The sequence below is a fragment of the Synechococcus sp. MIT S9504 genome (assembly GCF_047497135.1).
GTDB lineage: Bacteria > Cyanobacteriota > Cyanobacteriia > PCC-6307 > Cyanobiaceae > Synechococcus_C.
In genome coordinates this window covers 1,025,173-1,049,215 of record NZ_CP138942.1, presented here as the reverse complement: position 1 = coordinate 1,049,215, position 24,043 = coordinate 1,025,173, and the positions used below count along the sequence as shown (strand labels likewise).

At 58.3% G+C, this 24,043-nt stretch carries 28 protein-coding genes; 16 read left to right on the top strand and 12 right to left on the bottom strand.

Annotated elements, in window-relative coordinates; genetic code table 11:
* The first annotated feature begins 6 nt into the window (after positions 1-6).
* Together SIB58_RS06045 and SIB58_RS06040 are read left to right on the top strand one after the other, a co-directional pair.
* On the top strand, positions 7-1,296 hold the full coding sequence (locus SIB58_RS06045) for a M16 family metallopeptidase (protein WP_067325671.1): 1,290 nt from the start codon (positions 7-9) through the stop codon (positions 1,294-1,296).
* A complete protein-coding gene (locus SIB58_RS06040; protein ID WP_082823296.1) occupies positions 1,293-2,573 on the top strand; it encodes a M16 family metallopeptidase in 1,281 nt (426 codons plus the stop codon). The genes SIB58_RS06045 and SIB58_RS06040 overlap by 4 nt, the downstream gene beginning before the upstream one ends.
* On the opposite strand, the gene SIB58_RS06035 is transcribed toward SIB58_RS06040, so the two are convergent.
* A complete protein-coding gene (locus SIB58_RS06035; RefSeq protein WP_067325677.1) occupies positions 2,574-2,873 on the bottom strand; it encodes a DUF3148 domain-containing protein in 300 nt (99 codons plus the stop codon). It abuts the gene before it with no gap.
* 56 nt (positions 2,874-2,929) lie between these two features.
* On the opposite strand from SIB58_RS06035, the gene SIB58_RS06030 reads away from it, so the two are divergent.
* The 4 genes from SIB58_RS06030 to SIB58_RS06015 are packed head-to-tail and all read left to right on the top strand — an operon-like array spanning position 2,930 to position 7,740.
* A complete protein-coding gene (locus SIB58_RS06030; RefSeq protein WP_066906611.1) occupies positions 2,930-3,502 on the top strand; it encodes a biotin transporter BioY in 573 nt (190 codons plus the stop codon).
* Positions 3,503-3,516: 14 nt separating this feature from the next.
* Positions 3,517-4,005 (top strand): signal peptidase II, encoded by a 489-nt coding sequence (gene lspA / locus SIB58_RS06025; RefSeq protein WP_066906613.1) that lies wholly within the window; start codon positions 3,517-3,519, stop codon positions 4,003-4,005.
* Positions 3,986-6,145 (top strand): transglycosylase domain-containing protein, encoded by a 2,160-nt coding sequence (locus SIB58_RS06020; RefSeq protein WP_066906357.1) that lies wholly within the window; start codon positions 3,986-3,988, stop codon positions 6,143-6,145. The genes lspA and SIB58_RS06020 overlap by 20 nt, the downstream gene beginning before the upstream one ends.
* Positions 6,142-7,740 carry a YcjF family protein gene (locus SIB58_RS06015; protein WP_066906359.1) on the top strand — a complete coding sequence of 533 codons (1,599 nt, stop codon included), beginning with the start codon at positions 6,142-6,144 and terminating at the stop codon, positions 7,738-7,740. Before SIB58_RS06020 ends, SIB58_RS06015 begins: the two co-directional genes overlap by 4 nt.
* Before the next feature lie 90 nt (positions 7,741-7,830).
* Here SIB58_RS06015 and SIB58_RS06010 read toward each other — a convergent pair whose 3' ends face one another.
* The gene (locus SIB58_RS06010) at positions 7,831-9,279 is read right to left on the bottom strand and encodes a pyridoxal phosphate-dependent decarboxylase family protein (RefSeq protein WP_066906615.1); all 1,449 of its coding nucleotides are present in this window, start codon (positions 9,277-9,279) and stop codon (positions 7,831-7,833) included.
* A 96-nt stretch (positions 9,280-9,375) separates the two neighbouring features.
* Here SIB58_RS06010 and SIB58_RS06005 point away from each other — a divergent pair, with 96 nt between their 5' ends.
* Complete coding sequence (locus SIB58_RS06005; protein ID WP_067325680.1) at positions 9,376-9,849, top strand: nucleoside deaminase; 474 nt, start codon at positions 9,376-9,378, stop codon at positions 9,847-9,849.
* On the opposite strand, the gene SIB58_RS06000 is transcribed toward SIB58_RS06005, so the two are convergent.
* Both SIB58_RS06000 and SIB58_RS05995 read right to left on the bottom strand, forming a co-directional pair.
* Positions 9,791-10,969, bottom strand: coding sequence for a pyridoxal-phosphate-dependent aminotransferase family protein (locus tag SIB58_RS06000; protein ID WP_067325683.1), 1,179 nt, complete (start codon positions 10,967-10,969; stop codon positions 9,791-9,793). The genes SIB58_RS06005 and SIB58_RS06000 overlap by 59 nt on opposite strands.
* 111 nt (positions 10,970-11,080) lie before the next feature.
* On the bottom strand, positions 11,081-11,605 hold the full coding sequence (locus tag SIB58_RS05995; RefSeq protein ID WP_066906617.1) for an allophycocyanin subunit beta: 525 nt from the start codon (positions 11,603-11,605) through the stop codon (positions 11,081-11,083).
* A gap of 214 nt (positions 11,606-11,819) precedes the next feature.
* Between SIB58_RS05995 and glnA the strand changes: the two genes are divergently transcribed.
* Positions 11,820-13,241 (top strand): type I glutamate--ammonia ligase, encoded by a 1,422-nt coding sequence (glnA, locus tag SIB58_RS05990; protein WP_066906366.1) that lies wholly within the window; start codon positions 11,820-11,822, stop codon positions 13,239-13,241.
* A 91-nt stretch (positions 13,242-13,332) separates the two neighbouring features.
* Here glnA and SIB58_RS05985 read toward each other — a convergent pair whose 3' ends face one another.
* Positions 13,333-13,605 carry a hypothetical protein gene (locus SIB58_RS05985; RefSeq protein ID WP_156486563.1) on the bottom strand — a complete coding sequence of 91 codons (273 nt, stop codon included), beginning with the start codon at positions 13,603-13,605 and terminating at the stop codon, positions 13,333-13,335.
* A 150-nt stretch (positions 13,606-13,755) separates the two neighbouring features.
* Here SIB58_RS05985 and SIB58_RS05980 point away from each other — a divergent pair, with 150 nt between their 5' ends.
* Together SIB58_RS05980 and SIB58_RS05975 are read left to right on the top strand one after the other, a co-directional pair.
* Positions 13,756-14,841, top strand: coding sequence for a class I SAM-dependent methyltransferase (locus SIB58_RS05980; RefSeq protein WP_066906368.1), 1,086 nt, complete (start codon positions 13,756-13,758; stop codon positions 14,839-14,841).
* A gap of 55 nt (positions 14,842-14,896) precedes the next feature.
* Positions 14,897-15,211: a copper-binding protein gene (locus SIB58_RS05975; RefSeq protein WP_066906370.1), complete on the top strand. Its 315-nt coding sequence runs from the start codon at positions 14,897-14,899 to the stop codon at positions 15,209-15,211.
* A 3-nt stretch (positions 15,212-15,214) separates the two neighbouring features.
* On the opposite strand, the gene SIB58_RS05970 is transcribed toward SIB58_RS05975, so the two are convergent.
* The gene (locus tag SIB58_RS05970; RefSeq protein WP_156486564.1) at positions 15,215-15,469 is read right to left on the bottom strand and encodes a hypothetical protein; all 255 of its coding nucleotides are present in this window, start codon (positions 15,467-15,469) and stop codon (positions 15,215-15,217) included.
* Between the two features lie 56 nt (positions 15,470-15,525).
* Here SIB58_RS05970 and SIB58_RS05965 point away from each other — a divergent pair, with 56 nt between their 5' ends.
* On the top strand, positions 15,526-15,774 hold the full coding sequence (locus SIB58_RS05965; protein WP_066906374.1) for a DUF6439 family protein: 249 nt from the start codon (positions 15,526-15,528) through the stop codon (positions 15,772-15,774).
* On the opposite strand, the gene SIB58_RS05960 is transcribed toward SIB58_RS05965, so the two are convergent.
* Both SIB58_RS05960 and SIB58_RS05955 read right to left on the bottom strand, forming a co-directional pair.
* Entirely contained in the window at positions 15,734-16,198 is a 465-nt protein-coding gene (locus SIB58_RS05960; RefSeq protein ID WP_067325686.1) for an ATP-binding protein, read from the bottom strand. The genes SIB58_RS05965 and SIB58_RS05960 overlap by 41 nt on opposite strands.
* Positions 16,199-16,264: 66 nt before the next feature.
* The gene (locus SIB58_RS05955; protein WP_066906378.1) at positions 16,265-16,978 is read right to left on the bottom strand and encodes a GUN4 domain-containing protein; all 714 of its coding nucleotides are present in this window, start codon (positions 16,976-16,978) and stop codon (positions 16,265-16,267) included.
* Between the two features lie 40 nt (positions 16,979-17,018).
* Here SIB58_RS05955 and mnmH point away from each other — a divergent pair, with 40 nt between their 5' ends.
* The 4 genes from mnmH to SIB58_RS05935 are packed head-to-tail and all read left to right on the top strand — an operon-like array spanning position 17,019 to position 20,564.
* Positions 17,019-18,074: a tRNA 2-selenouridine(34) synthase MnmH gene (gene mnmH / locus SIB58_RS05950; RefSeq protein ID WP_067325692.1), complete on the top strand. Its 1,056-nt coding sequence runs from the start codon at positions 17,019-17,021 to the stop codon at positions 18,072-18,074.
* Between the two features lie 26 nt (positions 18,075-18,100).
* Positions 18,101-18,490 carry a photosystem II reaction center protein Psb28 gene (psb28, locus tag SIB58_RS05945; RefSeq protein ID WP_066906382.1) on the top strand — a complete coding sequence of 130 codons (390 nt, stop codon included), beginning with the start codon at positions 18,101-18,103 and terminating at the stop codon, positions 18,488-18,490.
* Positions 18,487-19,566 (top strand): AI-2E family transporter, encoded by a 1,080-nt coding sequence (locus tag SIB58_RS05940; protein ID WP_067325693.1) that lies wholly within the window; start codon positions 18,487-18,489, stop codon positions 19,564-19,566. Before psb28 ends, SIB58_RS05940 begins: the two co-directional genes overlap by 4 nt.
* Positions 19,563-20,564: an AI-2E family transporter gene (locus SIB58_RS05935; RefSeq protein ID WP_066906620.1), complete on the top strand. Its 1,002-nt coding sequence runs from the start codon at positions 19,563-19,565 to the stop codon at positions 20,562-20,564. The genes SIB58_RS05940 and SIB58_RS05935 overlap by 4 nt, the downstream gene beginning before the upstream one ends.
* Positions 20,565-20,578: 14 nt before the next feature.
* Here the strand turns inward: SIB58_RS05935 and SIB58_RS05930 are convergent, their stop codons facing one another.
* Positions 20,579-21,025, bottom strand: coding sequence for a hypothetical protein (locus tag SIB58_RS05930; protein WP_156486565.1), 447 nt, complete (start codon positions 21,023-21,025; stop codon positions 20,579-20,581).
* Between the two features lie 588 nt (positions 21,026-21,613).
* The gene (locus SIB58_RS05925; protein ID WP_066906390.1) at positions 21,614-22,096 is read right to left on the bottom strand and encodes a flavin reductase family protein; all 483 of its coding nucleotides are present in this window, start codon (positions 22,094-22,096) and stop codon (positions 21,614-21,616) included.
* Between the two features lie 151 nt (positions 22,097-22,247).
* Between SIB58_RS05925 and SIB58_RS05920 the strand changes: the two genes are divergently transcribed.
* Positions 22,248-22,829 carry a hypothetical protein gene (locus tag SIB58_RS05920; RefSeq protein WP_231857020.1) on the top strand — a complete coding sequence of 194 codons (582 nt, stop codon included), beginning with the start codon at positions 22,248-22,250 and terminating at the stop codon, positions 22,827-22,829.
* On the opposite strand, the gene SIB58_RS05915 is transcribed toward SIB58_RS05920, so the two are convergent.
* Both SIB58_RS05915 and secF read right to left on the bottom strand, forming a co-directional pair.
* Complete coding sequence (locus SIB58_RS05915) at positions 22,801-23,052, bottom strand: hypothetical protein (RefSeq protein ID WP_066906392.1); 252 nt, start codon at positions 23,050-23,052, stop codon at positions 22,801-22,803. The genes SIB58_RS05920 and SIB58_RS05915 overlap by 29 nt on opposite strands.
* Positions 23,045-24,040: a protein translocase subunit SecF gene (gene secF / locus SIB58_RS05910; RefSeq protein ID WP_066906394.1), complete on the bottom strand. Its 996-nt coding sequence runs from the start codon at positions 24,038-24,040 to the stop codon at positions 23,045-23,047. Before secF ends, SIB58_RS05915 begins: the two co-directional genes overlap by 8 nt.
* Positions 24,041-24,043 lie beyond the last annotated feature (3 nt).

The window sequence follows — 24,043 nt, the reverse complement described above, 5'->3', positions numbered from 1 at the left end:
CACAGAATGGGACTTTGCCACGGGACCCTGACTGCGATCCCATCCGGTCCGGTGCTCGAACACCGCACACTTGCCAACGGCAGCAACCTTGTGACAGCCGCCATCCCCGACGCGGCCCTCACCTGTCTGGATTTCTGGTGCCAGGGGGGAAGCGCCTGGGAGAGAAGCGGCGAGGAGGGCATCGCTCATTTCCTTGAGCACATGGTGTTCAAGGGGAGTCGACGCATGGGGCCAGGGGAATTCGATCGAAGAATTGAGGCACTGGGAGGCAGTAGTAATGCAGCCACAGGCTTCGATGATGTGCACTACCACGTGCTTGTGCCCAGCGCGGAATCGAACAAAGCACTAGATCTACTGCTGGATCTCGTTCTGGATCCGGCTCTGGAGCAGGACTGTTTCTTGATGGAGCGCGACGTGGTGCTCGAGGAGATCGCCCAGTATCGGGATCAGCCCGATGATCAGGTGCTGCTGACCCTGCTGGAACTCTGCTGTGCTCCCCACTGCTACGGCAGACCCATCCTCGGCTGGGAAAACAGCCTGCGAGAGATGAACCCGGGGGGAATGCGCTGCTACCACAAACGCCGCTACCAGGGAGCCAACTGCTGCCTGTCAGTGGCCGGAACCATTCAGAAGGATCTGGTCAGCCACGTGCTCGATAGCCCCCTTGCAGCGCTTGACAAGGTCAGAGACTCAGATCTGAACAGGACAACACGACCATCGCTGAGTTTTCGCAGCGGTCGGGAATGCCGAAGCTTTCCTCGACTGGAAGCTGCGCGGCTGATGATGATCTGGCCGGTTGCCTCTGCAGACGATCAGCTGGCGATCGCCGGAGCTGATCTGGCCACCACAATCCTCGCCGAGGGTCGTCGCAGCCGACTGGTGCAAAAGCTGCGGGAAGAGCTTCAGATCGTTGAATCCATCGACATGGATGTCACCACGCTGGAACAGGGCAGCCTGGTGATGCTTGAGGCCTGTTGCCCCGAAGATCAGATCGAGCGCGTCGAGACCGAGATCCACCGAGAGCTGGACAGCAGCTTGACCACTGCAATCACCGATGAGGAATTGCATCGCGCCATGCAACTGGTTGGAAACGGTCATCGCTTCAGCCTTGAAGCCCCTGGAGCTGTGGCCGCCAGTGCCGGTTCACAAACACTCTGGGGAAGGCACCGAGACCTTCTGGCTCCGCTTCAGGATCTATTGCACTGGAATGCATCAGCTTTGCGGGAAAGGGTCATGCCCCTGCTGCAACCCCAGCACAGCTTCACCCTGATTGCCCGATCGGAGGACAACGCTTGAGCTCCTGCTGTGATCTTGTTCTTGATCCTGTAACCACGACCGGGGTGCTCTCCGCCAAACTCTGGATCCGGCGCGGAAGCAGTGCTGATCCTCGGGGGCAGAGGGGAGGTCATCAGCTATTGGGTTCGGTACTCAGCCGTGGATGTGGCCCTGTCGATCATCTGCAGCTTGCGGATCTGGTTGAAGGCTGCGGGGCCGGTCTTCGTTGTGACACCCATGAGGACGGGATTCTGATCAGTCTCAAGTGCCGTGACATTGATGCCGATCGTCTGTTGCCTGCTCTTGGCTGGATGCTGCGCCAGCCCCACCTGGACGAAGCACAGATCGAATTGGAAAAAGACCTGAGCTTGCAGGCCCTGCAGAGACAGAAAGAGGATCCGTTCCATCGCGCCTTTGATGGCTGGAGGCAGCTGGCCTATGGCAGGGGGCCCTACGGACACGATCCCCTTGGGATCGGTGTCGATCTGGAACAGCTTCAAAAAGCAGAGCTGAGTTGTCTTGCTGCAGATCTCGAGAGCCGGGGTTCGGTGCTGGCGCTGTCCGGAACCATTCCTGAGGGAGCCAAGGAGCGACTGGAGGAGTGGCTCGGCACAACCAAAACCCGGTTCAGCTGCGAAGAACCCGGAACCACGATCCAAGAATCACCTGAATTGGATCCTGGCAAGAGCTCGTCATTAAGCCTCCAAGCCCTTGCCACCGAACAGGTGGTGCTGATGCTGGGTCAAGCCGCTCTGCCCCACGGTCACCCGGACGACCTGGCTCTGAGGCTGCTGCAGGCTCACCTGGGATCAGGCATGTCCAGCCTGTTGTTCCGCAGGCTTCGAGAGGAACATGGCGTCGCCTACGACGTGGGTGTCCATCACCCGGCGCGCGCTGGCGCGGCACCCTTCGTGATGCATGCCTCAACCGGAGTCGACAGGGCAGAACTGTCACTCGAACTCCTGATCAGCAGCTGGTCCGAGCTGATGGAGCTCACCATTTCCGAGCTCGATCTCAATCTGGCCAAGGCCAAGTTCAGGGGGCAACTGGCTCACGGCTCCCAGACCACAGGCCAGAGGGCCGAGCGGCGGGCGCAACTGCGTGGTCTGCGTCTACCTGATGACCATGACCAGAGCTGCCTGAACCAACTGGAACAACTGCGAGGCACTGATCTGCGTGAAGCGGCACGCCGCCATCTGCAGAGTCCTCAGCTCAGCTTGTGCGGTCCCGAGGTAACGCTTGCATCACTGGAGAAGCAGTGGAGCCTGAGCGATTTTGCTGCGGGCGCCGAGCCTTGATCAGTTGCCTGGATCTGAAGAACCCCGGGCTTCAGATGGAGCATCTGAGTCAGATGCAGCGTCCTGATCCGAAGCATTGTTCAAGTCTTCGTTGACGAGCGTGAGTTGCTCGATCGACAGCAGAAAAGTTCCTCTGGCGAAGCGCACTGACGCCGTTTCCGCCGGTAGTAGTGCCATGACCCTGCCGATCTCGTCGTGGGCCACAAGATCGGGAGGCCTGAGCATCGGCATCGGATCAGCTGTCTTGAGGAAGGTCTGGGGGCGAACCAGTCGCACCTGGTCACCGATTGAAACGGACATCTCTGCTGGGCAATGCCTCTCTCTTACAGCAGGATGGTGCGAGCTGACGATTGCCCGTGCGGGCACTGTCCACCTGGAGCGGCGCTCTTGCCGGATTGCTTCTGATCCTCGTCGGAAGCCTGATTCCGACTGCTCTGCTGCTGCCTCTGCCCGAATTGCCTCCCGCCGTGCTTGGTCTGCCCAGCACCTGGCAGGTTCCGGCACTGCTCGTCTGCGCCCTTGTCGCGGGCCCAAGAGCGGGAGTCATCGCTTCAGTGGCTTATCTGACGATCGGATTGGTTGACTTGCCTGTGTTCCACGGAGGTGGCGGTTTCGCCTATGTGCTGAATCCTGGATTCGGTTACCTGGCGGGATTCGTCCCCGCCGCCTGGTTGACCGGACGACTGGCCCAGCAGAACGGCATGAATGACATCGCCAGACTCACCCTCGCAGCCATGGCAGGTCTGCTGACCATCCAGGTTTGTGGTCTGCTCAATCTTGCTCTTGGGGCAGCGCTGAATCGCTGGAATGAACCCCTGATCGACCTTGTCTTCAGCTACAGCCTCGGCCCCCTGGCTGCACAGCTGGCCCTGTGTTGCGCTGCTGGACTGATCGCTCGCGTGAGCCGTCGCGTGCTCTGGATGGAATGAGTCGGAACCATGCCATGAACAGCCGTCCAGCCCGAAGCATGCGACGCGGCAGCGTCGTCGCACTCAGCGTGGTGATGGTGGTGCTGGATCAGCTCAGCAAGCATTGGGCCAGAGGCATCCTCCTTCCTGGAGAGACGATGCCCTTCATTCCTGGATTGCTGCAACTGAATCTTGTGCGCAACACTGGGGCTGCATTCAGTCTGTTCAGAGATTCCTCCCTGGTACTGGGGATTCTCAGCCTGGCAGTTGCCATCGGCGTCAGCATCTGGATCTGGCGAAAGATTCGGAGAGGTCTCTGGATGGGACTGGCCCTCGGCTTTCTTCTGGGAGGAACCATCGGCAATGGCATCGACCGCTGGCGGCTCGGTCATGTGACCGATTTCCTCGAACTCGTGCCAATCCAGTTTCCAATCTTCAACTGGGCTGATGTCGCCATCAACCTGGCAGTGCTCTGCTTCGCCATCGACGCCTTCAACAACAGAAATGAGCAGAGCGACGGCTGAGCCAAGGAAATTGGCCCTGCTGACGGTTCATCAGCAGGGTCGGGCTGAGCGCACGCTGCAACTGCATGGCGAGGGATATCGGATTGGACGTGATCCAGACATGGAGATCTGCATTGACCATGCGGCTGTCAGCCGCCTGCATGCACTTCTACAAAAGCAAGGCCAGCACTGGATTCTCAAGGATCAAGGCTCAACCAACGGACTCTGGTGGAAGGGCCGACGTGTGCAACAGCTGGAGCTCCAGGACGGCGATCGCATCAGTTTTGCCCCGACCGATGAAGCCGATAGCCCCTGGATTGACTTTGAGAGACCTGGTCAACGACGGCATCAGCGGATCAAGCGGTCTCTGGGGATCGGAATCCTGTGCTGTCTGGGCGGAGCAGGACTGTTGTTGGGCCATGCCTCGCTCAACGTGCCGGTGAGTGGACGACTGGCCAGCATTCGCGGACCGCTCGCCATCTACGACGGCAACAACAAACCGCTCAAATCGGTGGATTCCAATCGCCACCGCGAACTGAACAGCCTTGGCGAATTTTCTCCGCTGTTAATCGATGCCTTGCTCAGCAGCGAGGACAACCGCTTCTGGTGGCATCCAGGGGTTGACCCAGTCGGCAGCTTGCGTGCTTTCGCCGTCAACCTCACCGGGGGAAAGGTTCTCGAAGGTGGCAGCAGCATCACCCAGCAACTGGCTCGAAGCCTCTACCCGGAACTGGTCGGTGAAGGTGACACCCTGGGCCGTAAATGGCGTGAGCTGCTTGTGGCGCTGCAGCTGGAAAGCCGTTTCAGCAAACGGGAGCTGCTGCTGAGTTATCTCAACAGGGTGTACCTCGGGGTGGGATGGGGATTTGAAGACACCGCACAGACCTTCTTTGATCAATCAGCAGCTGATCTGAGCATTGCACAGGCCGCTCTGCTGGTTGGACTGTTGCCATCACCCAATGGCCACGACCCCTGCCGTCATCCTCAGCGGGCCCTAGAAGCCCGCAACCGCGTGATCAACAAGATGGCCGATTCCGGTCGCTTATCACTCGATGCTGCTCGTCTGGCGAGACGTCAACCCATCCAACTGGCACCCACGGCCTGCAGCAGGACTGCGCTGACACGCTCAGCCCCCTTCTACACCGATCAAGTGCGCAGGGATCTAACAGCAATGGTGGGCCCGGAGGTGGCCGCGGAAGGGAATTTTCTGATCGAAACCCACCTTGACCCCGTGCTGCAGTCCGTGGTGGAGAGACAACTGCGCAATTTGATCGGCAATGCCGGCGGACTCGGCGTGAGTGAGGGGGCCGCCGTGGTGATCGACAGCAGCACAGGAGGGGTCCTGGCGATCGCCGGCGGACGGGACTACCGGTTCAGTCAGTTCAACCGCGCATCCATGGCCCTGAGACAGCCAGGGAGCACGTTCAAACTGATGACGTATCTGGCCGCCCTGGAACGGGGAATCAAACCCAACGAAACGATCGACTGCAGTTCTCTGTACTGGAGAGGCCAGCGGTTTGAAAGCAGCTGCAGAGGTCGCCTCAGCCTCACCAGAGCCTTCGCATCGAGCAGTAACACAGCGACTCTGCGCCTAGCCCAGCGGGTTGGGCTTGAACAGGTTGTTCGCCAGGCCAGGGCCCTTGGCATCACCACAACGCTTGATCCGGTGCCAGGTCTTGCACTGGGCCAGAGCGAAGTGCGACTGATCGAACTGACCGGAGCCTATGCGGCCATTCTCAACAAGGGTGAATGGAAGCCCCCCAATACGATTCGTCGGCTGCTTGATGCGGAAACCTGTCGCAATGACAAGCTGCGAGGCTGCGGCAGCCTCGCCGGCGACGATCAGCGGGGTCTGAATCCTGGACGCCAGGCTGTCCGGGGCGACAGTGCAGAGCAGATGCAGTCTTTGCTGCGCGCGGTTGTGCGCAACGGCACCGGCACCGCTGCATCGCTAGGAGGACAGGAAGGGGGCAAGACCGGAACAACGAATGAAGGCCGGGATCTGCTGTTCGTGGGCTATGAACCCTCGCGCCGTTGGGTGCTGGGAATCTGGCTCGGCAATGACGACAACAGCCCCTCCAGCAGCTCCAGCGCCCTTGCGGCATCGCTCTGGGCTGACATCATCCGCGCGGCGGGACGAGGTGGGCTCAACGGAAGATGAGGGGATCGACGCGTTGGATTCTGTTTGGTGCCGCTGGTCTGATCGCCCTGATGGTGGTTGGACTGGTGCTGCAGGGAATCCGAAACCTGCTCTGGGATCTGAGTTACTGGCTGCCGCCCTGGCTGGTCGGCCCTGTGCTGCTGATCGGCACCGTTTTGCTCGTGGCTGTGGTGATTCAGGTCGGCCTGCCATGGCTGCGTCAGTGGCGCACACAGCGTCAGCGTCAGAACACCTCATCGCCCAAGGACAGACCGGCACCAACCAGTAGCAGGGATGCAGCGGAACAAAGCCTGTCCAGTGTGGATCGCCTGCTGGAACGACTCCAGGACGATGTGGCTCGTCAGTCTCTCCTGCAGGAACGGCAACGGGTCGCCAGGGAACTCGAACGCGGGGATCTCGTGCTTGTGGTGTTCGGCACCGGCTCCAGTGGAAAAACGTCTCTGATCCGCGCCCTGCTCAAGGAGATTGTCGGCGATGTCGGTGCTGCCATGGGCTCCACCGGCGAGAGTCGCAGCTACCGACTCCGGCTCAAAGGTCTGGAAAGAGGGGTGCTTCTTGTTGATACACCCGGAATCCTTGAAGCAGGCCAGGAAGGACGGGGACGCGAGCAGGAGGCACGGCGCCGAGCCAGCAGAGCGGATCTGATGATCGTTGTGGTTGATGGCGATCTGCGCAAGAGCGAGCTGGAGGTGATCCAGAGCCTGTCGGGACTGGGCAAACGTCTAGTGCTGGTGCTCAATAAATGTGACTTGCGCGGTGAAGAAGAGGAACGCAGGCTTCTGCAGCTGTTGAAGCGACGCTGCTCGGAATGGCTTCAACCCGAGGATGTGATTCCCGCCAGTGCAAGCCCCCAGTCACTGCCCCGACCCGGGCAGCGTCCCGTTCAGCCACCCGCCGAAATCGGGCTGCTGGTGAGACGGCTGGCCGCAGTGCTTCATGCCGATGGAGAGGAACTGCTGGCCGACAACATCCTTTTGCAATGCAGGGATCTTGGTTCCGCTGGTCGGGATCTGCTCGACCGTCAGCGTTCGGACGAAGCCCGGCGAATCATCGATCGCTACACCTGGATCAGTGCTGGTGTCGTCGCTGCAACACCACTGCCCGGAGTGGATTTACTCGGCACCGCTGCTGTGAATGCCCAGATGGTGATGGAGGTGGGAGCGGTGTATGGCATCCAGCTGACCCGCAGCAGGGCCCAGGAACTGGCAGTTTCGGTGGGCAGAACCCTTGCTGGACTGGGGGTGGTCAAAGGCGGAGTGGCTTTGATCGGTACCGCGCTGAGCGTGAACCTGCCGACCCTGCTGCTCGGGCGGGCGGTGCAGGGTGTGGCGGCAGGCTGGCTCACCAGAATTGCGGGCGCCAGTTTCATGACCTATTTCCAGCAGGACCAGGACTGGGGCGATGGCGGAGTGCAGGACGTGGTTCAGCACCACTACGAACTCAACCGACGGGATCGCTCACTTCAGGACTTTCTGCAGGCGGCATTGCAACGGGTGGTGGAGCCTCTGCAGCAGGAGGCCAAGAAACGACTTCCGCCCCGGCCAGGGCCTCGGGCGGCGGAGGACGCATCGGACCGCGGCTATCGAGCACCGTAATCAGACCGAGGTACAACACACCAATCAGCACCGACATGGTCCCGGTGACGATTGCAACCCAGCGACCCCGCTTGTTCTGAGCTGCAGGCATCACACCAGCTCCCGTGAACAGTCGTTCAGGTCGGCAGCCAGTTGGTCGATGAGCGTATTGGGGGTGTGGGGATTGCCCAGCACAACTTTGATGCGATGCCGTCCTTGATGGACTGGTCTGGACACCATGATCTGCCGATCGAGCAGCCGTTTTCGCACGGCAGCTGTCCATTGATCGCAACGCGCTGGATCCGCTCCAAGCGGAGCGCAGGCGAGCAGATGCAGCGGGCCTGAGGTGATCTCCAGGACCGCAGGATCAAGACCCTGTTCCAGACGCTGACGTCTCAACAGAGCTTTCTCGATCACAGCATTGATCCCCTGCTCACCCAGTTGTCGTAACCCAAGCCAGAGCTTGAGGATCTCAGCGGGACGACTTCCCTGCAGGCCCAGTTCACCGCCATGGGCAACAGCGAAGGCGGGCTCCATGTAGGGAAGCCCAGTATGAAATGTCTCCTGGAGAGCTGACTGATCACGCACCAACAGCAGAGAGGAGGTCTTGGCGATTCCGAGCAGCTTCTGAGGATTCACCGTGATGGAATCAGCCTGGCCAAGCCCTGCCATCAGCTGCGAAGTGTGAGGACAGAGGGCAAAGACAGCGCCAATCGCACCATCCACGTGCAGCCACAGACCCTGGTCCCTGCAGAGCTGAGCCAGGGAAGGAATTGGATCGATGGCTCCACGCACGGTCGTGCCCGCCGTCGCCACCACGGCGATGCAGGGCCGGTTGTGCTGCTTCAGCCCCTGCAGATGCTCTTGCAGATCTGCAATCCGCATGCATCCCTGGGAATCAACAGGCACACGTCGAATGCCGTCAGGCCTGAGCCCCATGACCCTTGCAGCCTTCTCAAGTGACACGTGAGCGTCATCACTGATCAGAATCACCGCATTGGGGTCATGGTCCAGCCCCATCCGATGTCGAGCGGTGACCAGGGCGGTGAGATTGCTGAGGGAGCCACCGCTCGCGGCGACACCGCCAGCGCCATCAGGCAATTCGAAACGGGCAGCGAACCAGCTGCAGAGCTGACGCTCCAGTTGACTGAGACTCGGTGAGAGCTCCTCCGCCAGCAGATTGTTGTTGAGTCCGGCACAGATCAGTTCTGCAGCGATCGATGCTGTGTTGGGAGGAGGATCCAGATGCGCAAGGGCTCCTGGATGGTTGGGCTGGTAAGCACCATCCATCAACTGCTGAAGGTCGTCCAGCAGGCGATCCGCACCCACCCCCTGTTGCTCGGGGAAAGCCTCTGGAAGCAACCGCAAAGCCGGCAGCGGAGATCGCTGGGAAGCTGACCCGAGCCATTCACACAGACGAGCGCTGGCGTCCTCCAGGAACCGCTGCAACTGCGGATCCAGTGCATCTGAAGAGGCAAATGCGGACAGTTCGGTCGCAGTCGATGCCGCCGATGAAGTCCTGGAGGATCCGAACAAGGAGGGCGCGGAAGGAACAGCCATTCTCACCTGCGGTGGCACATTGGACGCCTCTGCACGATTGGGGTGGACGAGCGACTGACACCGGTCGAGCTGGAAAACGCCCAGATCCACGCCTGGATGGAACGCTTGCTCCGACGCGCTGAGCAGCTTGGTGAGTCGGGAGAGATTCCTGTCACCGCGGTGGTGCTGGATGCGAAAGGACGCTGCATCGGCCACGGCAGCAATCGGCGCGAGTGGGCTTCAGATCCACTCGGACATGCGGAACTCGTGGCTTTGCGCCAGGCATCCTTGATTCTCGGCGACTGGAGACTGAACCAGTGCACCCTGATCGTGACGCTGGAACCATGCCCAATGTGCGCGGGAGCTCTGGTGCAGGCCCGCGTTGGTCGGGTGATCTACGGAGCAAACGATCCGAAACGGGGTGGTCTTGGAAGCACGATTGATCTCTCCAAACACCCCAGCGCTCACCATCACATGCAGGTGACGGGAGGCGTGATGGCGCTTGAAGCATCCGCTCTTTTGGGACGCTGGTTCAGGCAGCGACGGCAGCGTTCTGCCGGAAGCGGGGCAGCTCGGTCTCGAACAGATTGAGCAGACGATCCACATTTTCAGGTGTGGAGTTGTAACCCATCAGACCGATCCGCCAGATCTTGCCGGCGAGCACACCCAGTCCTCCTCCAACTTCGATGCCGTGGGTGTTGAGGAGGTGAGAGGAGAAAGCCTTGCCATCCACATCTTCGGGAATGCGAACCGTGGTGAGCGTTGGTAATCGCAGCTCTTCCGGCACATGCATTTCCAGTCCGAGTGATTCAAGACCAGTCCAGAGGGCTTCGGCATTGCGACGGTGACGCGCCCAGGCCTGGTCTAAGCCTTCTTCGGAAAGCAGGCGAAGCGCTTCACGCATGCCGAAGTTCATGTTCACCGGAGCGGTGTGGTGGTACACACGGTCGCTGCCCCAGTACTGGTTCAACAGAGAGACATCCAGATACCAGTTGGGAACTTTGTCTTGACGGGCAGCCAGCTTGGCCTCTGCCCGCGGTCCCATCGTGAAGGGACCAAGACCCGGAGGGCAGCTAAGACCCTTCTGACTGCAGCTGTAGGCCAGATCAACCTTCCAGGCATCCAAGTAGAGCGGCACGCCTCCGAGGGAGGTGACCGTGTCGAGCAGCAACAGGCAATCATGCTCACGGCACAGATCACTGATCCCTTCCATCGGCTGGCAGATGCCAGTTGAGGTTTCGGCATGGACCATCGCCAGGATCGCAGGCTTGTGCTTCTTGATCCCCGCTTCGATCTCCTCAAGGCTGAAAGCCTCACCCCAGGGCTTCTCAATCACCTGAACATCGGCGCGGTAACGACCCGCCATATCCATGAGGCGATTGCCGAAATAACCCTTCACGGCTACCAGAACCGTGTCACCGGGTTCAACCGTGTTGGCCAGCGTGGCTTCCATGGCTGAACTACCCGTACCACTCATCGGCAGCGTCAGGCGGTTGTCGGTCTGCCAGGCGTAGCGCAACAGCTCCTGAACCTCACCCATGAGTTCCACATAAAGCGGATCGAGGTGACCGATCGGCGTACGCGCCAGGGCCTGCAGAACTGTGGGATGAGCGTTGGAGGGGCCGGGACCCAGCAACAAGCGGTCGGGTGTGTCAATCGGACCGATGGAGCATCGATGGCACGGGTCAACCGACAGGTGAGGGTGCGTCATCGGCGGAGCCGGAACCGGAAATCAATGGCGAGAAGCCTACGCATCAATCGGTCAAAAATTGGGCCTGAACGGACACTCCGAAGCCGCTTGAAATGATTCAGAGACTTTCGATCAGCGCTGACGCACGTCGCTGGCGGCAAGACCGGAGGCCATGTGCTCAAAAGGCTGACGCACAAGAGCGCAGCGATCCTGACGAACACCCTCGTTGAGAAGGCGTTCACAGAGAACATCAGCCAGAAGCACCATGCTTCTGACGGTCGGCCCGGTTGGAACGCCCAGACTCTTGTAGGTGTCATCCAGTCCGTTCAGAACCCGCTCGTTGAGAATGGTGCTGTCGCCGGCAATTAAGGAGTAGCTGGCATAACGCAGGAAATAATCCATGTCCCTCAGGCAGGCAGCCAAGCGGCGGGTTGTATAAGCGTTTCCGCCTGGAAGCAACAGCTCGGGATCCGCCTGAAAAAGTCTCTGGCTCGCTTCACGCACAAGCTCGGAGGCCTCACGGTTGATGATTTCAACAGCGAGGACACGAACATCCGCTTCATCGAGGTAAGACTCAATGCGATTGATCGCAGAGCGATCGAGATAGCGCCCCAGCTGGTCGTACTGACCGATCAGTCCGGTGATGGCATCGCGCATGCAAGCCCTGTCCACGTTGGTTGGAAGGTAACACCGACAACGCGTTGAAACCTGCTCCAGCAAAGGCGATCACAGCAATCTGACAGAAACGGTTACCAAGAGCGCCCCTGAAGCCACCCAGGGAAACGGAAGGCAAAAAGGTGCTCGTTGATACAAAACTGCTACGGATCGATATCTACGGTCGATGCGATTTCTATGGGCTCCATACCCCGCCATGGCCAAAACCGCCCAGGACGTGCTTCGTCAGATCAAAGATGAAGGCATCGAGCTGATCGACCTTAAGTTCACGGACCTGCACGGCAAGTGGCAGCACCTCACTGTCTGTCAGGACCTGATCGAGCCTGAATCCTTCACGGAGGGCCTGGCCTTCGATGGCTCGTCCATCCGTGGCTGGAAGGCGATCAACGCTTCCGACATGGCCATGGTTCCCGACCCCGAAACAGCATGGGTCGATCCGTTTTACAGACATAAAACGTTGAGCATGATCTGCTCGATTCAGGATCCCCGCACGGGAGAAGCCTACGAACGCTGTCCCAGGGCTCTTGCCCAGAAAGCACTGGCCTACCTGGCAAGCACCGGACTTGCCGATATGGCGTTCTTCGGTCCGGAGCCGGAATTCTTCCTGTTTGACGACGTGCGATACAACTCCGCCGAAGGCGGTTCGTTCTACAGCGTTGACACCATCGAAGCCGGCTGGAACACAGGCAGGATCGAAGAAGGCGGCAACCTTGCTTACAAGATTCAGGAGAAAGAGGGTTATTTCCCCGTCGCCCCGAACGACACCGCCCAGGACATCCGCTCGGAAATGCTGCTGATGATGGCTCAGTTGGGCATTCCCATCGAAAAGCACCACCACGAAGTGGCGGGAGCTGGTCAGCACGAACTGGGCATGAAGTTCGCCGAGCTGATTCAGGCCGCCGACAACGTCATGACGTACAAATACATCGTGCGCAATGTCGCCAAGAAGTACGGCAAGACCGCAACCTTTATGCCCAAGCCGGTTTTCAATGACAATGGCTCAGGCATGCACGTGCACCAAAGCCTCTGGAAAGGCGGGCAACCCCTGTTCTTCGGGGAAGGGACCTACGCCAATCTTTCGCAGACGGCACGCTGGTACATCGGCGGCATCCTCAAGCATGCGCCCTCATTCCTGGCCTTCACCAACCCCACAACCAACAGCTACAAACGACTGGTTCCAGGCTTTGAAGCCCCGGTGAACCTGGTCTATTCGGAAGGAAATCGCTCTGCAGCAGTGCGCATTCCACTCACCGGACCCAGTCCGAAAGCCAAGCGACTTGAATTCCGCTCCGGTGACGCCCTGGCCAATCCGTACCTCGCTTTCAGCGCGATGATGATGGCCGGCATCGACGGCATCAAAAATCAGATCGACCCCGGCGACGGTGTTGATGTTGATCTTTTCGAGCTGCCCGCTGAAGAGCTGAAGAAGATCGCCACCGTTCCCGCATCCCTGAACGGTGCACTGGAAGCTCTCAACGCTGACCATCACTACCTGCTGGAAGGCGGCGTCTTCACCAAGGACTTCATCGACAACTGGATCGACCTGAAATACGAAGAGGTGCAGCAGCTGCGTCAGCGGCCGCATCCCCACGAATTCGTGATGTACTACGACGCCTGATCCTTCATTAATCCACAGGTCACCTTCATCACAAAGGAGCTTCGGCTCCTTTTTTTGTGCCAGCCCTGCAAAGCATCAGGGACCGGTCTCTTCAGCCATGCCTCAGCAGAGCCATCGAACTGTCGTGCAGTTGCTTGGCATGAAGACGACGGCGAGCACAGACCTGTTGCTGCGCCATAGCGCTGCGTTGATCAAGGCGATCATCATGACCTTCAACCTGAACATGGGCCGCTTGCTGCCTCAGCACATCGTGAGCATGGTGCTCTGCCCACGCCAGAAACTCGGCAGCCGCTCGCTGCCGCCGCTCCAGCACATTGCCTGAGTATGACGTCATCGTTCCTGCATAAGTGATCTCAACGGCCATCAAGAGCTCCTGGAGGACTTGAGTCAATTCTGTAGCAACGGCTACCGTTTTCACGAGGGCTTCACATAACTTTCGTGATCGCAGCAGCAAAAGCCCACAGAGCGGGGCACGATCCATTGAAATAAGTCCGCTTGGATTTCAATCCTGTTCATGGCGCCCAGCTTCACTGAAATCGCTTATCGGACCATGCAGCAGGGTCGCAGCCTGGCTGGTCTGATTCACAAGGAACTGAGCACCAAGGTGATGGAAGTGGTGGCGCCTGATGTGGTGCCCAAAACCCAACCTGTTCCCAGCGCGATGGTCGATGCGCTGCGTCAGTCGCTGGATGAGCTGCACGCACGTGACTGGCAGGATTCTCAGTCCGGGATTTACCCCCAGTCCCTGCTGTTTGATATCCCCTGGCTGGAATGGGCAGAACGCTATCCACGGGTCTGGCTGGACCTGCCCTCCAACTGGGCAAGAAGGCGTGCAAGAGACGTCAAGGACATCCCTGATCTCGCCAATCGTGATCTTTATCCGGACTATTACCTCCAGAATTTTCACCATCAGACCGATGGCTACCTCAGTGATCATTCCGCTGAGCTGTACGACCTTCAGGTCGACATCCTGTTCAACGGCGCCGCTGATGCCATGCGTCGTCGAATCCTTCCTTCGCTGCACAAGGGACTCAACCGATTTGACGATCGTGCCCAGGGCAGCCTGCGCATTCTTGATGTCGCCACGGGCACGGGCAGAACATTGCATCAGATCCGTGCTGCGCTACCACAGGCCACTCTGGTGGGAGTGGATCTTTCCGAGGCCTATCTGCGCCAGGCCAATCGATGGCTGAACCAATCCAACAAGCCACTGGTACAGCTGGTTCAGGGCAATGCAGAACGAATGCCCTTTGATGACGCCGGCTTCCAGGCGATCACCTGCGTGTTCCTATTCCACGAACTGCCAGCCGATGCACGGCAGGCAGTGCTACAGGACTGCTATCGACTGCTCGAACCCGGCGGGGTTCTGGTTTTGGCGGATTCTGTTCAATTGAAGGATTCGCCTCAGTTCGACGTTGCCATGGACAATTTCAGGCGAGTGTTTCACGAGCCCTATTACCGCAATTTCATCAGTGACGACATTGACCAGCGCCTCGAAGATGCAGGTTTCAGTGATGTTCAGGCCGAATCTCATTTCATGACCAGGGTGTGGACGGCCACCAAGAATTCATCACCTCAACACAGTGATTCCCTGACATAGACGCTTGCAGGGGCACGGCAACCCCATATGGTGCATTCACTCAGGGACTCCGTCCATGTCGAATCCTTTTCGGATCCGCTGGTTGCGGGGATGGACCTTCCAGATCGTTTTCATGGAAGGGAAGGTTCAGGTTGAAGCTCAAGGTTTCGGAATCTGCCTGAGAACGGCATTGAATTCCGGGGAAAGCCCAACAGCAGCCGCGGATCGTCTGGTGCTTGCAGAAGATCGCCGCCGGCGGGCTCTTTATCAGGCCTGGCTAAAAGGCCAACCCCTTCCTTCACCGCAGGAGGGCCAGCCCCATCCTGAGGAGCGCCTTCAGGAAGCCCCTGATTCACTGGTGGTGGTGGATAGCGCAGCAGTAGCAGCCTGAGGTTCAGCGAGTCAGCCACCACCCCAGCACAAGAGCAGGACCACCCCAGCGCAAGGCTCTCCAGAACCTCTGACCTCGTTCTGGTGTAATCAGCCAGTTGAGAGCTTCAGGGTCCGCCTCGATCAATTGACGCAGCAATCGACGTTGCTGGATCCGTCGGATCGAGCGGCGATCCTTGGCCTCCCAGGATCTGGGCTGGTAACGGAGAAGAGATTGCAGTCCATGCAAACCTCCCCGACTGCGAAGCTGCCTGTTCACCACCACCAGCGGTCACACAGGTCAGGATAGAGAAACCATGCTGATCCAACGCCAACGTGTCCGCGAAGAAATGGCCAGAACAAGCGATTGAACAGGCCCTGACTCTGCATCAGAGCCTCAGCATCAGTGATCGTGAATGGCACAGGCTCAAAGCTGATGCCGATCGACGCGGAGCCGAATTACTGGCTGCGGCGCTGGCACAGCTGCTCCAGAATGGACGCAATGATGATGTTGAAGCACTCACTCAGCAGGCTCTGGGCTGGATCAGGGGAGAGCTGAAAGACCCTGGCTGCCCTCGGCACTGATCGCCCCCTGGCTTGATCCTGGTCGACGGCAGGCCAGCTGCACCCTGTTGCCGCGACGGCTCCAGCGGATGTCATCAAAACACTGGTGCATCAAAAAAAGACCGCGCCCTTGATTGGCATCGACTCGATCCGGCAGACAACCCTGTCGTGCATCTCTCGACAAACCATCGCCCTCATCTTGGATCTGCCAGATCAACCAGTTCGGCGTGAGAATCCGACGGATTCGCAGGCACTTGCGAGGGTCTCCGGCATTGCCGTGACGCACGGCATTGACCAGTGCTTCCTGGAGACCCAGTTGCAGTCGACACGAAGTCTCATTGCAGTCAACCGGCTCCAACAACAGCTCCATCAACGGACTGAGCTGAAACGTTGACGGAAGGATGAAATCAGCCCACCGGAACGAAGGTAGAAATCGGCTGAACATCAGCGCTGTTTCATCCTTTTCGACATTACCGGCCTGCTGACGTTCTGCCAGAGAAAACCCTGGGTGTCAGGACCTGCTCGCCAGTCCGGGATGCTGCAGAAGAGCATCCATCAGACGCACTCCCCTGAGTTGGTTGACCAATGGCATGTGTCCTTCAGGCGCATCCATGCACCACTCAAAACTGCCTGGATAGCGGGTCCAGACACCATCCTTCTTCCAGCCGATCCTTGGCCAAAGCCTGTCGTACCGCCCGCCGAGTGCACTGAGGAGTCGAGATTGAACCGTGAATCCGAATCGTCCCTGGGAGTAGGCGATCCAGAGTCTGTCGATGGTGGTTAAATCCAGGGCCTCCATGGCAGGGACTTCGCTGAAATACACGTATCCCCGTTGCACCGCCTGGTCGCCGGCGAGTTGACGCAGGGCGCAACTGGTGAGGCGATCAGCCTCCTCAAACTGTTCCCGAAGTAATGCCTGCTGCAGAGCCGAGTAATCGATCCCACAGGACGACGGCATCTGGAACCAACCACTGGAGACACCTGGAATGGCCTCCAGAGCCTTGGGCTGATGACGTTGCAGGATCTGCAGAATCCAGCCTGCTCTCCAGTCATCCCCCTCGGGCGAATAGGCCTTCAGGGCAACAACAGCTTTGCCTGAAAGCTCCTCTGAAACCTTCTCCAGCGCTGAAGCCGTCGAACGCTTCTGCCGAGATGATCCCGAAATCAGTCGATCCAGCAACTGATCAATGCCGAGTTGTGTGGAGGGTGGTCGTCCGGAAAGCATGGCGAGGTGCCGGCACTGACTTGCTCAGCATTGGCCCACTATGTCAGGCATGGGTAACAGCATCGTGACCGGCCTCAATTGCTTCCGCATGGCGACCGGGACCATCGTGGATGTAAGAACACCCACGGAATTTGCTCAAGGCCACTGGCCAGGGGCTGTGAACATCCCCCTGTTCAGCGATGATCAGCGTCATCAGGTGGGGTTGTCCTACAAGCAACAGGGTCGGCTAGAAGCAATCCAACTGGGATTAAAGCTCTGCGGCCCTTCCCTCGAGACATTGTCTGTTGCACTCACAACTGCAGCCGGAGGACCCACAAAGCCACTGAGGATTTACTGCTGGCGTGGAGGCATGCGGTCCAACAGCATGGGCTGGCTGGCTGGCCTGAGCGATCACCCTGTCTCCGTGCTGGATGGGGGGTACAAGAGCTATCGAAGGTGGGTGCTGGATCGCTTCGACCAGACCTGGCCGCTGCGGGTGCTGGGCGGCAAGACAGGAACGGGCAAGACCGATCTGCTTCTGGAATTAAACAGACAGGGCGTTGGCGTGATCGATCTCGAGGGTCTCGCCAGCCACCGCGGCAGCAGTTTCGGCAATCTGGGGTTGCCGCCGCAACCAACCAGCGAGCATTACGAAAATAAACTGGCGGAATGCCTTGAGACCCTGCGCCTCAAAGGAATTCAGGAAATTTGGCTGGAAGCCGAAAGCATCCAGGTGGGTCGCTGCAGGATTCCCAAAGGGTTATTCGATCAGATGCAAACGTCTCCGGTACTGGAGATCCAGCGCAGTGACCAGGAACGGGTTCAGCGACTTGTGGAGGTCTACTCGTGTCATGAGCAGGCCGAACTGCGGCAGGCCACGGAACGGATACAGAAACGCCTTGGCCCTCAGCGCACCCGTGAGGCCATTGAAGCGATCGATTCCCAGAACTGGGATGCGGCCTGTGAGGCCATGCTCGATTACTACGACAGCTGTTATGACCGTGAACTTGAGCGTTCACCGACTAGATCCTCGGTGAATCTCCATGGACTCGACAGCAAGCAAGCGGCAAAACTGCTTCTGGATAAAGGGCACATCATCCCTGGGATCTCCAATTAAGATCCACACCTCCAAGTTGATGAACCATGGCAGAAGGTGACAAGGCGGCGATTCAGTTCTTCCGCGGCACTGACGAGCCGGTTGTTCCCGATATCCGCATGACCCGCAGCCGCGATGGTCGCACCGGGCAGGCCATCTTTGTTTTCGAGGAACCGCAGGCACTCGCACCGGAAACGATGGAAGCGATCGCCGGCATGTGGATGGTGGATGAAGAAGGCGAAATGGTGACCCGTGAAGTGAACGGCCGTTTCGTGAACGGCAAGGCTTTTGCTCTGGAAGCGACCTACACCTGGAAAAGCGAAGCGGATTTCGAACGTTTTATGCGCTTTGCGCAACGTTATGCGGATGCCAATGGAATGGGTTATTCGCAGAACTCCGGCGACAATGAATCCAGTGAGGAAGGAACAAACGGGTGAAATTTCAGCACTGGCTCGGACTTGCGGCATTGCTGACAACCGGGCTGTTGCTTTGGAGCCTCCGCGAAGTTCTGATTCATCTCTTCGCAGCTGTGGTTCTGGCCATGGCGGTTTGCACTCTTGTAGGCGCCCTGCGCAGGCGATGGACGATCCAGAGGCCTTTGGCCCTGATCATCTGTCTTCTCGGTCTGGTTTTGATCGTGGCTGTTGCAGTGGCCGTGATCATTCCGCCGTTCTTCAGTCAGTTTCAACAGCTGCTACAGCAGTTGCCTGCTGCGGCCCGCGAGCTCCAACAGATCGTGATGGGATGGCTCAACCATGCCTCATCACTCGTCTACGGAGCAGGTGATTCAGCTGATGGCGGAGCTCGGTTCGCTCCGGGTGACATGTCATCTCTCCCCAACAGCACGGCTCTAGCCTCCGGCGTCAGTGGAGGAATCAAAGGTTTGCTGGGTCTTGCCAGCAATCTCGGCAACGGACTGATTCAGCTGGTGCTTATGTTTGCAGTGGCTCTGATGGTGGCGATTCAGCCGGAGTCCTATCGCAATGTGGCCATTCAGCTGGTGCCGTCTTTTTATAGGAGACGGGCCAAAACCATTCTTCTGCAATGTGGCGAAGCCCTGAGCAGCTGGATGATCGGAGTGCTGATCAGTTCGCTGTGCGTGGGGCTGCTGGCGGGAATCGGACTATCCCTGCTTGGCGTGAAGCTGGTGATGGCCAACGCTCTGCTGGCTGGTTTGCTCAACGTCATTCCCAATGTGGGGCCCACCCTCAGCACTGTGTTCCCCATGGCGGTGGCTCTGCTTGACGCCCCTTGGAAGGCTCTTGCCGTCCTGGGTCTCTACGTGGTCATTCAAAACGTTGAGAGCTACGTGATCACACCATCAGTGATGCAGCACCAGGTGAACCTGCTTCCTGGCCTCACACTGACTGCACAGTTCATCTTCACGGTGCTGTTTGGACCGCTGGGGTTGCTGATGGCCCTGCCTCTGGCAGTGGTGATACAGGTGCTGATCCGGGAGATCGTGATCCACGACCTGTTGGATCCATGGAAGAAGCGTCGCGCGGCCGCATGAATCCAAGCAATCTGCTGGCAGCTCTCACCCTTGTGGTGCTTGCTCTGCTGACCTGGCAGCTGCGTTGGGTGCTGTTGGTGCTTTTCGGTGCCGTGGTGTTGGCTGTCGCCCTCGATGTTCCCGTTGACCATTTGATCAAGCGCTACCGATTACCCCGTCCGCTCGCTCTGCTGACGGTGCTGCTGATCGGGATCATTGGGGGGCTGCTGGTCATGCAGCTGCTGCTGCCACAGCTGATCAACCAATTCGAACAGCTCACGACCCTGTTGCCTGCGCTTTTCGGCCAGGTTCAGGCCCTGCTGTCCAGTCAGCCCCTGCTTGGTGAGCTGGCGCGCAGCCTGCCCGACCAATTCAGCTGGGAGCGCATTCAACCGTTCGGCTTTCAATTGCTCGGCGTGGCTGGTGGAGCGGCCAATGGCCTGGTTCAGGTGCTGCTGATGAGCCTGCTGGCTGTGCTGCTTGCCCTGGACCCCTCAGCACACCGACGCATGGTGATTGCTGCAACTCCGCGGCCAGCCCGCGCATCCATGGAGGATCTGCTGGACCAGTGCCGCACCGCTCTGGGTGGCTGGCTGGCTGGCATGACCCTCTCTGCCCTGGCGATGTTTCTTTGCACCTGGGCAGGTCTGGCAATTCTGCGCATTCCCCTGGCCCTACTTTCTGCTTTGGTCTGTGGACTGCTGACCTTCGTGCCGACGATCGGGCCCACAGCGGCAACGCTTCTGCCTCTCAGCCTGGCGTTGATGATCTCACCGGGAACAATGCTTCAGGTGTTGGTGCTGCGACTTGCACTGCAGAACCTGGAAGCCTTCGTTCTCACACCGCTGTTGCTCAGGCGCACCGTGAATCTCCTGCCCACGGTTGCCCTGACTTCCCAGCTGAGCCTGGGTGCTCTGCTGGGACTACCTGGGGTTTTACTGGCGCTTCCTCTGGTGGTGGTGCTTCAGGTGGGGATGGAGCAGGTTGTGGTTAAAAAGATCATGGACCGCTGGACCTAAGCGTCTGAATCGTTTCAAGCCGGTTGCGAGAGCTCAAGGATTTTGTAGTACCCCACAGGCAATGGGAGATTTTGACGATCAGCGCTTGATTGAACCGAAGTCCTGAAACTCTTGAGGGCTTGATCCCAGGTCAGTGCCTGATCGTGACGAGCCATTGTCAAACGTTCGACACCTACACCAAAACCCCAGTCTGTGTTGAGGCCAATCTCAGCAATTTCAATTTCCTGGCCGTCGGGCAAAACATATTCAATCGAATACGTCTGCAAGGACGGCGAACGGGGATGACCCTTGAGTTCAAAATAGCCTGATCCTTTTCCAGCCATCCGAGCCTCATTCAAGTCAACGAAGCGAATCTGCGATTGTTGAATTCCGTATTTTTGAAGCAAAGGCAAATGAGCCAGGACATGTTCTGTTCCAGTGATTTTCAATCGATCAGGCGCGAGGCCGATCCGGCCAACCAACAACTTCAGGGCGAGGTCAACACTTTGATTGGGCTTGCTACCGTCCAGTGATCCCAGGCTGATTATGTGAAAGAGCGGAAGCGTCCCTGGCCTGGACTTTTCGCTGACATCTTCCCCCCGTGAAGTCGGTTGTATACAAAAGTCATTGACGCTAATCAGCCGGAGATTGTCGTCAAATTACAAACCTCCGTTAAACTCATGGCCGGCCACCAAGGGCCCGGATTGAACCAACCTATAGCCATATCTTTGGAAGAAGTTAATCAAAACACTGGCGGTTTCAGAAACCTGAGTGTTGACAAATTGATTTTGAATGTTGTTATTTCGTCCTTCTGCTTTTGAGCGCTTCATCAATCCAAAACTGCCCAATACAAAAATGTAAATGTTGTTAAACCAATAAATGTTCTACGAAGCATAGATAATCTTCAACTACTCACTTTTAACACATTAAGAACTCACTACAAACGTCGGGAGTCATCCTCAAGACGCAACAACAACCAGCAGCTTCAGAGAAAAAATCTGAATAACGCTTGTCCATGTCGAAGCAGACGCCATTCAGATCTGGTCTTCAGAGCTTCAGCCCAAGAAGACTCAACCGCCGTACTGCCAGCCGGTGGTGCTCAGCTCAAGGGCATCTCCATCTCTGTGAAGCACCGCTGATTTGACTTCACCGATGAAGACAGTGTGATCACCGTGAGCCAGCTCACCCACCAGTTCACACTCAACACCGCCCAGGGCATCTTTCAGAATCGGCAGACCAAGGGAGCCGAGCTCAAAGGGCGCAGCCTCAAACCGGCCTCCCACCGCGGACTGGGGCTTGAAGAATGTCGCAGCCAGATTCTTCTGGTCGGCAGCCAGCACGTTCAGCGAAAAACGACGCGTGCGCTTGATCATGCCGTTGCTGGTGCTGTCGGCACGCACCCCCATCACCACCAGAGGCGGCTCGAATGAACCCTGGGTGACCCAGCTTGCAGTGAATCCATTCACCTCATCACCTTCCGCGACGCCGCAGATGAACAACCCATGAGGGATTTTCCGCAACAGTGTCTTCTTGGCGTCCAGATCAAGTGACATGGCGGTTCTTGCTCACGATGTGGGAAGAATAGGCAAAACCGTGACAGCACAACGTGTCAGCGCTGCAGACACCAGAGGCAGACTGCTAGTTTTCGACGGCTTCTGAGCAGGATCCCTGGACCGGCCCTCCTCCCTGAGTCTGTTCGCAACGGTGGCCGGAAGCGGAGTGGTAGGCCTGCTGATCTACGCCGGCTTCTTTTACTCCAACCTGCGTCGAACCAGTTCAACGTTGGAGCATCAGGAGCTTCTCCCCTCCTATCCAACTCAAGCGCAGGCCGAGCAGGAAGCCGAACGCTGGATCGAGGAGGGGGGCACCTTCACGGTCAAGACCACACAGCGTTTCCGCAGAACTATTCCCCTCACCCGCCAGGAACGGCGCAAACTCGAGCTTTTGGCTGATGAGAAGCGCAGAGCCCTGATTGAGGCGGACTATGAAGCCTGTCTCAATCAAGCGGCTACGGATCTTGCCAAAGAACTCTGTTCCTTTCAGCAGTTACCGCCCAACGAGAATTCGACCGCATCGGGTGCAGGTGATACCGGCGGTGTTCCCTCCACCAAAGTCATTGAGGATGTTCGTGTTCAGACCAGTCAACGCCCGCGCCGAACATGCACTCCTGTGAGTTCTTATCGACGTCTCAACTGCATTGAATACGACGTTGACAGGAATGAGGAAGTCAGCAGAGAACAGCAGAACTCACTGGAGGTCAGAGGGTATCGACAATTTCGTTACTGACGCGCCGATGGCGCGGGCCGTAGTGGAACCAAAGCGAAGGTTGCAACACCAGCACAACCACAGCAAGCAAATGATGGCGTACCGCAAAGATCAGAGCCGTCAGGGTGACCTGATCCGCCAACAATCGCAGTTCTGTTCTGAGATCACTCAGAGCAAGCAGCAGCAACAGCAGCGGTATCCAGCGCTGGGAGCGGACTCGTGCTGTCGCTGAACGTTCAGGCACTGGCAGCTGCAGCGGACCGAGATGGCCAGATGCTCAGAAGAGAGGGCGCCAGGGCAATGCTGGACCAACTGCCAACGACCACACCAAGCGCGAGAGCAATGGCAAACCAGTAGAGCGTTGAACCGCCGAACAGAATGAGGGCAACCAGGGGCAGAAGTGTGGTGCCGCTTGTGTAGATGGTTCTGGTCAGCGTGGCTGAAACAGCACGGTCAACCTGCACCGAGAGAGGAAGGTCACCATCGATGCGTTGGCGCTCGCGAATTCTGTCGAAAACGACAACCGTGTCGTTCACGGAGTATCCGGCAATGGTCAGCAGAGCAACGGCAAACAGGCTGTCAACTTCCAGACCTGTGATGAGTCCGAGCCAGGCGAACACGCCGCACACAATCACGATGTCGTGAGCCAGAGCCACCAGGGCCAGAAAGGCGTAGCGAGGGTCGTAGCGAACAGTGATGTACAGAGCGATCCCCGTGAAGGCGACCAGCAGGGAAATCAGACTGCTGCGCAGCAGTTGTCCACCAAGGCTCGGACCGATCGTGTCAACGGACTGTCCACCAGGCTCAAAAGGCCCAGCAACCGGCTCAAGTGCTTCAATCACAGCTTGCCCTTGGCCCGCAGTGAGAGCTGGCATGCGAAGCACGACAGACTGACCTGCATCGAGGAGCTGAACGCGAGCGTTCTCCAGCTTGGGCAATGCTTTTCCGTCCTGAACTGGCAGCTTGATCTGCTGGAGCTCAGCTTCGACGGCGACGGTGCTGAGCTGATCGCAGCTGTCAGAGCAGCTGCGCTCAAGCTGAATCTGGGTTCCTCCAGTGAAGTCAAGACCGGGCCTCAACGGCAAACCAATCTGAGGGTCCGTCCAGCAGCGCACAATTCCGAGCAGGCTCAGCAGCAGACAAACGGCTGACACCAACCAGACCTGCCTTCGACGGCTGGTGAGGGGGAAGCGCAGAGATCGCACATCGGTTTCGTGTGAAGTGAAAGCCATGGC

Bases quoted from the DNA above. Each gene is read 5' to 3' on its own strand.
- SIB58_RS05995 (WP_066906617.1), bottom strand. From the start codon at position 11,605: ATGCGCGATGCCATCACCGGACTGATCGGTCAGTACGACCAGCTGGGG.
- SIB58_RS06005 (WP_067325680.1), top strand. From the start codon at position 9,376: ATGGAACGCTTGCTCCGACGCGCTGAGCAGCTTGGTGAGTCGGGAGAG.
- psb28 (WP_066906382.1), top strand. From the start codon at position 18,101: ATGGCAGAAGGTGACAAGGCGGCGATTCAGTTCTTCCGCGGCACTGAC.
- secF (WP_066906394.1), bottom strand. From the start codon at position 24,040: ATGGCTTTCACTTCACACGAAACCGATGTGCGATCTCTGCGCTTCCCC.
- SIB58_RS06015 (WP_066906359.1), top strand. From the start codon at position 6,142: ATGAGGGGATCGACGCGTTGGATTCTGTTTGGTGCCGCTGGTCTGATC.
- SIB58_RS05960 (WP_067325686.1), bottom strand. From the start codon at position 16,198: ATGTTCAGCCGATTTCTACCTTCGTTCCGGTGGGCTGATTTCATCCTT.
- SIB58_RS05980 (WP_066906368.1), top strand. From the start codon at position 13,756: ATGGCGCCCAGCTTCACTGAAATCGCTTATCGGACCATGCAGCAGGGT.
- SIB58_RS05955 (WP_066906378.1), bottom strand. From the start codon at position 16,978: ATGCTTTCCGGACGACCACCCTCCACACAACTCGGCATTGATCAGTTG.
- SIB58_RS05985 (WP_156486563.1), bottom strand. From the start codon at position 13,605: ATGGCCGTTGAGATCACTTATGCAGGAACGATGACGTCATACTCAGGC.
- SIB58_RS06035 (WP_067325677.1), bottom strand. From the start codon at position 2,873: ATGTCCGTTTCAATCGGTGACCAGGTGCGACTGGTTCGCCCCCAGACC.
- SIB58_RS06000 (WP_067325683.1), bottom strand. From the start codon at position 10,969: ATGACGCACCCTCACCTGTCGGTTGACCCGTGCCATCGATGCTCCATC.
- lspA (WP_066906613.1), top strand. From the start codon at position 3,517: ATGAACAGCCGTCCAGCCCGAAGCATGCGACGCGGCAGCGTCGTCGCA.
- SIB58_RS06020 (WP_066906357.1), top strand. From the start codon at position 3,986: ATGAGCAGAGCGACGGCTGAGCCAAGGAAATTGGCCCTGCTGACGGTT.
- SIB58_RS05935 (WP_066906620.1), top strand. From the start codon at position 19,563: ATGAATCCAAGCAATCTGCTGGCAGCTCTCACCCTTGTGGTGCTTGCT.
- SIB58_RS06010 (WP_066906615.1), bottom strand. From the start codon at position 9,279: ATGGCTGTTCCTTCCGCGCCCTCCTTGTTCGGATCCTCCAGGACTTCA.
- mnmH (WP_067325692.1), top strand. From the start codon at position 17,019: ATGTCAGGCATGGGTAACAGCATCGTGACCGGCCTCAATTGCTTCCGC.
- SIB58_RS05975 (WP_066906370.1), top strand. From the start codon at position 14,897: ATGTCGAATCCTTTTCGGATCCGCTGGTTGCGGGGATGGACCTTCCAG.
- SIB58_RS05925 (WP_066906390.1), bottom strand. From the start codon at position 22,096: ATGTCACTTGATCTGGACGCCAAGAAGACACTGTTGCGGAAAATCCCT.
- SIB58_RS06045 (WP_067325671.1), top strand. From the start codon at position 7: ATGGGACTTTGCCACGGGACCCTGACTGCGATCCCATCCGGTCCGGTG.
- glnA (WP_066906366.1), top strand. From the start codon at position 11,820: ATGGCCAAAACCGCCCAGGACGTGCTTCGTCAGATCAAAGATGAAGGC.